This is a genomic window from Microcystis sp. M53602_WE12 (assembly GCF_030065455.1).
In the GTDB taxonomy this organism is placed as follows: domain Bacteria; phylum Cyanobacteriota; class Cyanobacteriia; order Cyanobacteriales; family Microcystaceae; genus Microcystis; species Microcystis aeruginosa.
This window is the reverse complement of sequence record NZ_JASJFB010000601.1, coordinates 1-1,180: the sequence shown is the minus strand read 5'-3', so window position 1 is coordinate 1,180 and position 1,180 is coordinate 1. Positions and strand designations below refer to the sequence as shown.

General features: G+C 43.8%; 1 protein-coding gene. It reads left to right on the top strand.

All coding sequences use genetic code 11. From position 1 onward, the window contains the following. Positions 1 to 620 precede the first annotated feature (620 nt). The gene (locus PX482_RS19005) at positions 621 to 1,064 is read left to right on the top strand and encodes a M15 family metallopeptidase (RefSeq protein ID WP_288093811.1); all 444 of its coding nucleotides are present in this window, start codon (positions 621 to 623) and stop codon (positions 1,062 to 1,064) included. Positions 1,065 to 1,180: the final 116 nt, after the last annotated feature.

Below are 1,180 nucleotides of genomic sequence, written 5' to 3'. Positions count from 1 at the left end.
GGTTCTTCGTTACTTAGTATGGTTCGATAGGGGGGCATAAATCGACTAAATCCTTATCTGGCAAGAGACTTAATTGATTAGTTCGCTCTAGAGCAAAAATAATTGACAAAAATCGCCAAATGCCTTTCTATATAAGGGTTCCATCCCTTATAACCCCCGTCCATTGCATAACAAAAACCGAAGAACCGGATTTGAAAAACTTACGGGAGTTGGGGCGATTGTGATTGTTGTTAGCGAGACAATGCTAGACCCCTCTGTGCGGTAATTATGCCCAAATTGAGGTGATTAAACCCCACAGTGCCATATTAAGTCTTATTAAGGGGTGTTAGACCGATGGAAGTGGGATAGTAGGATAAAAGAACCACCATTTAAGCTAAACATCGCCAGGTATTTAGGGACTTGCGTAGGAATAATATCCCAGCCAGAAAATCGCTCTGTAGAAGAATCAGACAAGCCCTAAATGGTGCATTATCAAAGCGCAAGTCCCTTAGCCTAAGTGGACTTGTTGAACTAAGAATCCCTCGCTAAGGAAGAAATTTATGGTGACAGTAACGCAAGCTGGGACTACAAGCTGTTCCACGACAGTGGTTAGGGGACTAGATCGGCAACTCATTGCTCAAATGAATCGACTTGTCTCAGGTGCTTTAGTTGATTTTTCTTCGCCCAAGATCAGGCTTGGACAAGCAGTTTGGCCATTCTTACAACCAGCGGCTAAACGCGCCCTAGATCGGGCGGTTGCCAATCGAGGCCAGACTCTGATTGTCAACTCCGCTTATCGGACTATTGCCCAACAACTACTTCTTTTTCAACAAGCTCAGGCGAATCGATGTGGCATTACTATCGCTGCTGAGCCAGGAAAGAGCAACCATCAAAGTGGATTAGCTCTCGATATTGAAGATCATGCAGGCTGGCGACCTTTCCTAGAAGCTCAGGGCTGGAAGTGGCTAGGTCCATCAGATCCGGTTCATTTTGACTTTAAAGGTGCTGGGGTTCGTGACATTCGCTCAACTGCTATCCTGGCGTTCCAGCAACTGTGGAATGGGAGCATCTCACTTATGCAATGAGTATTAATACTTATAGCAGTCAAAAACTAGAAAATCTTCAACTTGATCACAAAGAGAAATGAGATTATAATAGTTATAACTTACAATTCAGAATAGCTCTCGATGGGAGGAATAAT

Excerpts from the sequence above, each read along its gene's own strand:
- PX482_RS19005 (WP_288093811.1), top strand. The coding sequence starts at position 621 with ATGAATCGACTTGTCTCAGGTGCTTTAGTTGATTTTTCTTCGCCCAAG.